Source organism: Rothia sp. HMSC068F09, from assembly GCF_001812775.1.
GTDB lineage: Bacteria > Actinomycetota > Actinomycetes > Actinomycetales > Micrococcaceae > Rothia > Rothia mucilaginosa_A.
The window spans coordinates 148,391-156,625 of the sequence record NZ_KV810428.1 but is presented as its reverse complement, the minus strand read 5'-3'; the positions used below and the strand labels follow the sequence as shown (position 1 = coordinate 156,625).

The following is an 8,235-nucleotide window of genomic DNA, read 5'->3' as shown; positions in this document are numbered from 1 at the left end:
CCTCCAACCACACTCAACTCTGAAGAGCCATAATAGTAGATATTATAGAATTCCAAATCAGCGGACGTTAGAAATTTAGTAAACGTATAGCTGTAATCTGGCGGCGGCGCAGAATATGCAGGGTGCTGCTGATTTGCCGGGGTGTAAATTCCGATCATGTCCGTATCGACAAGATGGTATTCTCCCCTATAGTCTTCTTGGTTGAAGAATTTTTTGGTCCACTCAGGGTCGACAGTCATTTCCTCTCCTTCCTAAAATATATCTCTTATTAAATAATGCTATTTTGAATTCACGAATCTATTTCGTGTATCCAGCAACAGAAACACCCTTGGGCAACAAAAGATCCCCTTGTAGATTTTCGTCAACGCTTACCCAGCGTCCATCCAAAAACTCGCCGTAGAAAGAAATGCTTGGGTGTCGGTCAGTATGAAACATATCTCGAAAATATTTCACTTCGCCGGTATCGCGATACACAAAATAGGCATCTCCATATATCGATAATTCCGTCTGCATTTTGTTGCGAGTTGAAATATCTACTGCATCAGCTTAAGAAGAACACTCATTGTTCAGACAACAAATGAGATCGTTAAACGAATAAATACCTTTAGCGAATCAACATCTGACTTGTCTGAGTTAGATGCTTGAGCAGCATCGTGAGAACCTCAGCGTACTCACCTTGAAAAGGTACAGGGACGGCATAAGCCTGAAAAATAACCATATATAGCTTCCGGAAGTTAAAGTTGATGTGACGGTGAACGAGCTTCCTCGCCCACTCCTCAAGGTAACACACGCGCACTCTACACACGAACTCAGCAGGACGGATTCCACCTCCCATAGCCAGCCGCGAAGAGCCCACCTCAAAAGTCCAGAAAGAAACCCCCGCCAGCACAGTACCGAAAGTACTGCCCGGCGGGGGTTTCTAGAGAAACTACAGCTGCCCGAATCCTTGCGGGTAGATCGGTTCGTAGGTGTTACGGTTGCTGTAGCCGTCGCGGTCCACCACAATCACCCACTGCCCACGCAGATGCTCCACAGCCAGCGAGAAACGCCCCAGATACCTCAAATATTTGCGGATATCCTGCTTCTCACCCGTCTCAGTCACGTAAAACGCCAGGTCCGTAGCCTTAGTCGTGTACAGGGTGCTCACCAGAATATTTCGGCTCGTATTTTTAGCCTTTTCACCCGCAACAAGATCGTCAACAACGTTGGCGTTCAGCACATTCTTGTCAGGCGAAATAACCCACCCGCGCTTCTCCCTGTACAGGCGAAGAATTTCGGGGTGTAGCACCTTTTCGGGGTCTGTGACCTTAGAAAGAGGCTCCGTATCGCCCGTGTGGTAGAAGTAATTCATTGACGCAAAGAAGTACGCCACGAATGCGTACAGGCCGCCACGGTCGTAGTTATCCATTCCGGGCTGCTGAATAGGGTATGGCACGTTCTGCGCCGCCTGCGCCTCGGTGGCAGGAATGAAGCGGCCCTTACGCTCAAACGCCGTGTAGACGAGCGGCCCGGAGGAAGGGCCCAAGGTACGGAGCTCATCGTACCTCTCCGTGGGTTCCAGGCGTACAAATTCCTGGTCACGCTTCTTATCGGCTTGGGAATCCGAGCTCATCGTATTGAGCAGGTTGACACCCCAGCCAAAAGCCACCGCGACGAGGGCGGCACCGGCGAATACGCCAGCCCGTATAAACTTGGCTCGAGAAAGCATAGACCTCATGTACGCACGTTGCTCGTTGAATCCGGGCCTGTTATATCCGGGTCCGCCAAAGTTATTCGTCATGTTGCTCTCCCCTAACTCGCGCTATTTTCTGAAATGAATTGGATGGGCCTCCACTCATTCGTGAATTGTGTGCGCAGAGTCCCGTGTATCGCGCCGTCACGAATCAGACCGCGCGTATCAAAATCGGTGATGGGATACATCTGATTAGTGTCCTTGCGGTACACCTGAACTTCGGGAAGAATATCGAACCGTACGTTCCATTCCACAATTTTTAGCGTCTCGTCAATGAGGCGCGGCTGCCCCTCCAAAAGGTTCATGGTCAGAATCTGGGGGTTAGGGGTAATGACCCAGCCTTTACCTTCTTCGTAGAGGTCCTGAATGGTGGGGAAGAACATTTCCTCGCTGATATTGTCGATCTTCAGAATTGCAGGTTCCGAGGCGAGAATCATGTAATTCTGGCAGGCGTAGTAGTAGCCCAGGTAGGGGCGCAGGTTCCTCGCCGCATAGTGCCTCGGCCTGTACCTTACCCCCGGCGCCGGCGCCGAGTAGGCGGGGTGGTCCCGGTTTGCGGGCGTGTAGGGCCCGATCACGCCATCGGCAACGTACGGGTATGTTCCGGTGTAGTCTTTTTCGTCAAAGAGCGCTTGAGCGTCTACTGTCATTCTTTCCCTCCTTGGATTCCATATTTATGAGCCGTCAAGTTCGCGAGCTGCCGAGGTGGTTCTGGGCTACTCGCGGGCGGCTGGGTTCAACAGCCGGGCGCCTTCGCCCGTCCCCTACTTCGTTCAACGAAGAGGTACTCGCACCCCGCTCCCCCGTCGGAACGGTACCGAAGTACCGCCCCAACGGGGGTTTCTTGTGCTAAAATTCTGCACTAAATCTGCTTCCCAAATAAAATGTTCGGCGACTCCCACCCATCGATTTAGTATCTTATTTTATGAAAACCGGGGGGATATAGAGGCATCAAATCCTTTCCATTATTAATCAAAACCCATCGCCCCTTCAAGTTTTCTAGATATGAACTAAAATAACCACTTTCAAAGGTCTCATAGTGGTCAAGGGGAATCTTTTCCCCCGTCCCTGAAATAAAGAAATACGCTGCCCGGTGAAGAAAATATTCTACACTACAATAAAAAATATTCCGCTTGGTGTACTCAAACCTCTCATCCGGGAAAAAAGAACCAGAATTAATGGATACCTCATTAAATATATCATCCTCACAGATAAGCCATCCGCGCTTTTCTTGGTAGAACCGGAGGATTTCAGGTTCAATAACGTCCTCTGGCTTCACTATCTTAGAAAGAGGCTCAGTGTCTCCCGTGAGGTAAAAATATTTCAGAGACGCATAATAGTAAGCAATAAAAGTATATAATCCAGACCTGGTGTATTTATTCATACCCGGGTGTAATACCGGGTAGGGAACATTCTGCGCCGCGTGCTTTTCCGTTGCAGGAATATACCGCCCGTTACGCTCATACGCCGTGTAAATGAGCAATCTACTAGATTTCCCAAGGTCCTTTTGATAGTCGTATTGTTGCTTCGGCTCCATGTCGATATATCTTTGGTGCTGCAACCGTCGACGTGCCTCCCGTCGCTCCTCGTCCGTTCCCAGCAAGCCAGCACGATACCCTGCGGAGACGAGCAACCCAGCACCCAGAACGCCTACGCCCAGTCTGCCTAAAAAGACGCGGCGGCTAACCGGGCGGTTCTTCCGAGGTTCAGGCTGATAATTAAGCTGGGAATATGGGTCGGAATATGAGGTGGGATATGGGTTAGGACCACTGTTGATACTCATAATTTATTCTCCTTATTAAGCGGGGTCAGTACCGTCAGGAATAAAACTGATTGTTGACCCTTTGTCTTTGACACTCACCGTTCTCATCGTGCCGTGTATTGATCCCTCACGAATCAGGCTTCGCGTATCAAATTCAGCGATGGGATGCAGTTCTCCGGTATCTTTTCGATATACCTTCGCGTCAGGATGAATATCAAATCGCACCTTCCACTCGGTCACCTCTTGTTCCGAATTCGTGATGCGCGGCCGACCCTCGAGAACGTGCAGACTGAGAATCCTAGTATCAGGTGTAACCACCCACGCTTTACCCTCTTCGAAGAGATCTTGAATAGCCGGGAAAAAGATTTCATCCTCACTCAGATCGTCTCCTAAGCCTCGTGTATCAGAGGTCAAAAGAATGTAATTCTGACAGGAGTAATAATAGATATAATGGAAAAGCTCCCGCACAAAGCTAGTTACTGGTTGCTGCCAATAATCGTAATCCGGGATAGGCGCAGAATATGCTGGATGATCCTGATTGGCCGGAATATACTCGCCAGTTAAACGAGTGGTTGCTAACGAATACTCTCCAGCGAAATCATCCATATATACAAATGACTTAAGTAGTTCTTCGCTGTCTATCATTGTCTTCTTCCTTACACTCGTCTTTGGATTTTTAGAACCGAATCTTAAGATTCACCGGTATGGGAACCATCTGCGGGGTACATCGGTGTCCTATCCTTGTCATTATTCAACAAGGTCCACGCGCCATTCAGATGCTCAGCTTCCATCCTCTCCCCGTTATCGTACGATGATTCTCGCCCCAGAGGACTCCGATATTCGTAAAGAGATAATTTTTCACCGATGCTCGGAATATAGAAATACCCTCTATAGGATTCTTTAGATACCCCCAGAAAGCACGACATGATGTGTCGGCCGTTCCGCTCCACCATCGATAGACGATCCGAACTACTCGTTGGGAAATAAATCCACGCCTTACACACGTCCTCTTTTGATATAACCCATCCGCGCTTCTCCCGGTACAGGCGAAGCATTGTTTCAAGAAGGACAGCCTCCGGCTTAACAACCTTCGACAGCGGCTCGGTATCTCCCGTGTAGTAGAAGTAGTTGAGGGCGGCACAAAAATACCCCATGAAGGTCAGAAAACCCTGCGGACTATATTCGTACATCTCCGGTTGAGGTACAGGGTAGGGCACATTCTGAGCGGGATGCTCCTCAGTCGCGGGAACGAACTCGCCGCGGCTTTCGTAGGCGGTGTACTCAAGAGGAACATCCTTATACAGATAAGACGTATCGATTACCCCCACGAACTCTTGATCCGGTTCAAGAGCCGCCAAAGCCCGATCTTTCTTGGCCTGCTGTTCTCTCTCCTCAGCTTCCTGCTTCTTTTGGCGTTCCTCTTCCAGCTCCTCCGGCGTCTTAATCAAGCCCGTGCACCGGCTAACAACCGCTGCCGTCAGAACACCCACACCAGCGTAGCCAAGGGTTCGTCGAGAGAAACGCTTTTTCTTCTTGGCGCTCTTGGCGGGAGCCGGGCTGCTTGAACCGCCGTCGTTGTTCGTGGTCATTCGTGTTCCTCCACGGCTTTCGTAAAATACCGCGATGTATTTTCTGATGTTGTGGTCCCCCACCGAGTGCAACAGACGTCGTCCCATGAACGGCGGGAAACCCTACATTCCTAGTCTATTAGAGCCGGTTCCACGCGCCTCCGGTACAGGCGACTAACCCAGGGAATCCACAGCAAATAGCCAGGAAACAGCCCCGCATCCTGCCCACATAAGATGGACCGGGCATGAGTGGGCATGCAGAAACCCCCGCCGGAACGGTACCGAAATACCGCCCCGACAGAGGTCTCACGCTAAAACTCTGCGCTCAAATCACGCAGTCAGGCTAGGCCACCCGGATTAGGCGCCCAGTGCCTCCAGACCGGGCAGGGTCTTACCCTCAATGTACTCGAGGGAAGCGCCGCCACCGGTGGAGATGTGGCCGAACTGCTCGTCCTTGAAGCCCAGGTTACGGACTGCCGAAGCGGAGTCGCCACCACCAATGATGGAGAACGCGTCAGACTCGACGATAGCCTCAGCCACGGCGCGGGTACCGGCCGCGAACGGAGCGATTTCGAACACGCCAACGGGGCCGTTCCAGAAGATGGTCTTTGCGCCCTTAATCTTCTCAGCGAAAATCTCGCGGGTCTTGGGGCCAATGTCCAGGCCCTCAGCCTCTGCGCCGAGCTTACCTCCGGTCAGGTCTTCAATGGGGCGAACCTCGGTGTTAGCGTCTGCGGAGAAGTCGTCAGCCCAGACCACGTCCACAGCGGTAATGATCTCGGTGCCCTTCTCGGGGGCTTCCTTCAGGTAGCGCAGAACGTTCTCAACCTGGTCCTTCTCGAGCAGGGACTTGCCCACCTCGTAGCCGTGTGCGTAGGCGAAGGTGTAACCCATGCCGCCACCAATCAGGATGGTGTCAGCCTTACCAATCAGGTTGTCAATCACGGCGAGCTTATCGGACACCTTAGCGCCGCCCATGACCACCACGAAAGGACGCTCGGGGTCATTCAGGGTCTTAGCCAGAACGTCAACTTCCTTCTTCACCAGGTCGCCCAGGTAAGCGGGCAGACGCTTAGCAACGTCGTAGACGGAAGCGTGCTTGCGGTGAACCGCACCGAAGGCGTCGTTCACGTAGGCGCCGTTCTCACCGGTCAGTGCGACCAGCTCATCGGCAAATTCGCCGCGCTCTGCGTCGTCCTTGGAGGTCTCGCGGGCGTCGTAGCGGACGTTCTCGAGAACAAGGACCTCGCCGTCGGCCAGGCCTGCTGCCTTAGCCTTGGCGTCCTCGCCTACCAGGTCGGTTGCAACCTTCACGGGCACGGATGCCAGCTCAGCCAGGCGTGCAGCTGCCGGTGCGATGGAGTACTGGGGGTCGACCTTGCCCTTGGGGCGGCCCAGGTGTGCGGTCACGATAACGCGTGCGCCAGCCTTGGCGAGCTTCTCAATCACGGGCAGGGATGCGCGGACGCGGCCGTCGTCGGTGACGACGCCGTCCTTCAGGGGTACGTTCAGGTCGGAGCGAACGAGGACGTGGCGGCCTGCGACGCCTTCTTCGAGCAGTTCGGACAGTGCCTTAGCCATGGGATTTCCTCCTGGTTAGGTGGGTTTATATACCGTTTCAATCATACCGAAGAATAGGGGTTTTGACAGCCTAAAAAATAAGCTTTTATAAGGTGTTTCTCCGCAGAATACCGCGGATATTCACCCTTCCTATCCCCTGCTCTCTTACGGTATTTCTGACTCAAAATGAGCGATAGAAAATAGTATGTTTATACATCATTAAGGGTTTTATTCAAGACCCCTGCACAAGAGTCTTGGTACAGCAAACCCCGACTCCCCCGCGTAAAGCGGTGGTGCCGGGGTTCACTATATGCGTTAGTCACGCTCTATGACGCTTAGCTATGCGTCGAAGCCCAGAAGGCTTAGAGGGAAGCCACAACCTTGTTGGTGAACTTCACGAGGCGGGAAACGTAGCCGTACTCGTTGTCGTACCAAGCGATAACCTTCACCTGGTCGCCGATGACCTTGGTCAGCGGTGCGTCGAAGACGGTGGAGATGGGCTCACCCTCGATATCCTTGGACACGATGGGATCCTCGTTGTACTTGATGATGCCCTTCATGGGGCCCTCAGCTGCTGCCTTGACCGCTGCGTTGACTTCCTCAACGGTGACCTCGCGCTCAGCGGTGAAGGTCAGGTCGGTGATGGAGCCGGTGATGGTGGGAACGCGGACTGCGAAGCCGTCCAGCTTACCCTTCAGCTCGGGCAGAACCAGGCCAACAGCTGCTGCTGCACCGGTGGAGGTGGGGACCATGTTCACGGCTGCGGCGCGTGCACGGCGCAGGTCGCGGTGGGGTGCATCCTGCAGACGCTGGTCAGCGGTGTATGCGTGGATGGTGGTCATCAGACCCTGCTTGATGCCGAATGCGTCGTTCAGGACCTTAGCCATCGGAGCGAGGCAGTTGGTGGTGCAGGAAGCGTTGGAGACGATGTGGTGGTTAGCTGCATCGTACTGGTCGTCGTTCACGCCCATGACGAAGGTGCCGTCGATGTTCTTACCGGGAGCGGAGAGGATAACCTTCTTAGCGCCGGCCTCGAGGTGTGCCTTTGCCTTGGTGCCGTCGGTGAAGAAACCGGTGGACTCGAGGACCACGTCAACGCCCAGGTCCTTCCAGGGGAGGTTCTGGGGGTCGCGCTCGGCGAGGATCTTGATTTCCTTGCCGCCAACAACCAGTGCGCCTTCCTTGACCTCAACCTCTTCGCCGAAGCGACCCATGATCGAGTCGTACTTGAGCAGGTGTGCCAGGGTCTCAACGTCGGTGAGGTCGTTGATAGCGACGATCTCGAAGCCGACGCCTTCCTGCTGAGCTGCGCGGAAGAAGGTGCGGCCGATGCGGCCGAAGCCGTTGATTGCTACGCGTACAGTCACTGGAGTATCTCCTTGTCAGTGCGTTGGGTGGCGACCCGCCCAATTCGATGCCTTGTGGGCATTATGCTTACCGAATCATTCCGGGCTCTGTGGTGCCCGGCGCGTTCCGCCGTTGTTGGTAATAATCCTACCCTAGTTTGTGTGTGTTTTGGTGTGCTCATTCGAGAATTTTTTGTGAGTTACCCCATAAAATAGGCGAAAAACCCTTTGTTTTCTGTTGGTTTACGTGGTGTTCACCCCGAGAAA

The 8,235-nt window shown here is 53.2% G+C and carries 7 protein-coding genes and 1 pseudogene; all 8 read right to left on the bottom strand.

Annotated elements, in window-relative coordinates; genetic code table 11:
* Window positions 1-239 (bottom strand): annotated as a pseudogene (locus HMPREF2874_RS06830) (peptidoglycan-binding protein); the annotation flags it as partial.
* 689 nt (window positions 240-928) lie between these two features.
* Window positions 929-1,717 (bottom strand): DUF6318 family protein, encoded by a 789-nt coding sequence (locus HMPREF2874_RS06820; RefSeq protein WP_246823793.1) that lies wholly within the window; start codon window positions 1,715-1,717, stop codon window positions 929-931.
* A 74-nt stretch (window positions 1,718-1,791) separates the two neighbouring features.
* The gene (locus HMPREF2874_RS06815; protein WP_070649634.1) at window positions 1,792-2,382 is read right to left on the bottom strand and encodes a DUF6318 family protein; all 591 of its coding nucleotides are present in this window, start codon (window positions 2,380-2,382) and stop codon (window positions 1,792-1,794) included.
* A 260-nt stretch (window positions 2,383-2,642) separates the two neighbouring features.
* Complete coding sequence (locus tag HMPREF2874_RS06810) at window positions 2,643-3,515, bottom strand: DUF6318 family protein (RefSeq protein WP_141754236.1); 873 nt, start codon at window positions 3,513-3,515, stop codon at window positions 2,643-2,645.
* 15 nt (window positions 3,516-3,530) lie between these two features.
* Window positions 3,531-4,139: a DUF6318 family protein gene (locus HMPREF2874_RS06805; protein ID WP_070649632.1), complete on the bottom strand. Its 609-nt coding sequence runs from the start codon at window positions 4,137-4,139 to the stop codon at window positions 3,531-3,533.
* A gap of 44 nt (window positions 4,140-4,183) precedes the next feature.
* A complete protein-coding gene (locus tag HMPREF2874_RS06800; protein WP_070649630.1) occupies window positions 4,184-5,083 on the bottom strand; it encodes a DUF6318 family protein in 900 nt (299 codons plus the stop codon).
* A gap of 336 nt (window positions 5,084-5,419) precedes the next feature.
* Window positions 5,420-6,643 (bottom strand): phosphoglycerate kinase, encoded by a 1,224-nt coding sequence (gene pgk / locus HMPREF2874_RS06795; protein WP_070649628.1) that lies wholly within the window; start codon window positions 6,641-6,643, stop codon window positions 5,420-5,422.
* Window positions 6,644-6,984: 341 nt separating this feature from the next.
* Window positions 6,985-7,989: a type I glyceraldehyde-3-phosphate dehydrogenase gene (gap, locus tag HMPREF2874_RS06790; RefSeq protein ID WP_070649626.1), complete on the bottom strand. Its 1,005-nt coding sequence runs from the start codon at window positions 7,987-7,989 to the stop codon at window positions 6,985-6,987.
* Window positions 7,990-8,235: the final 246 nt, after the last annotated feature.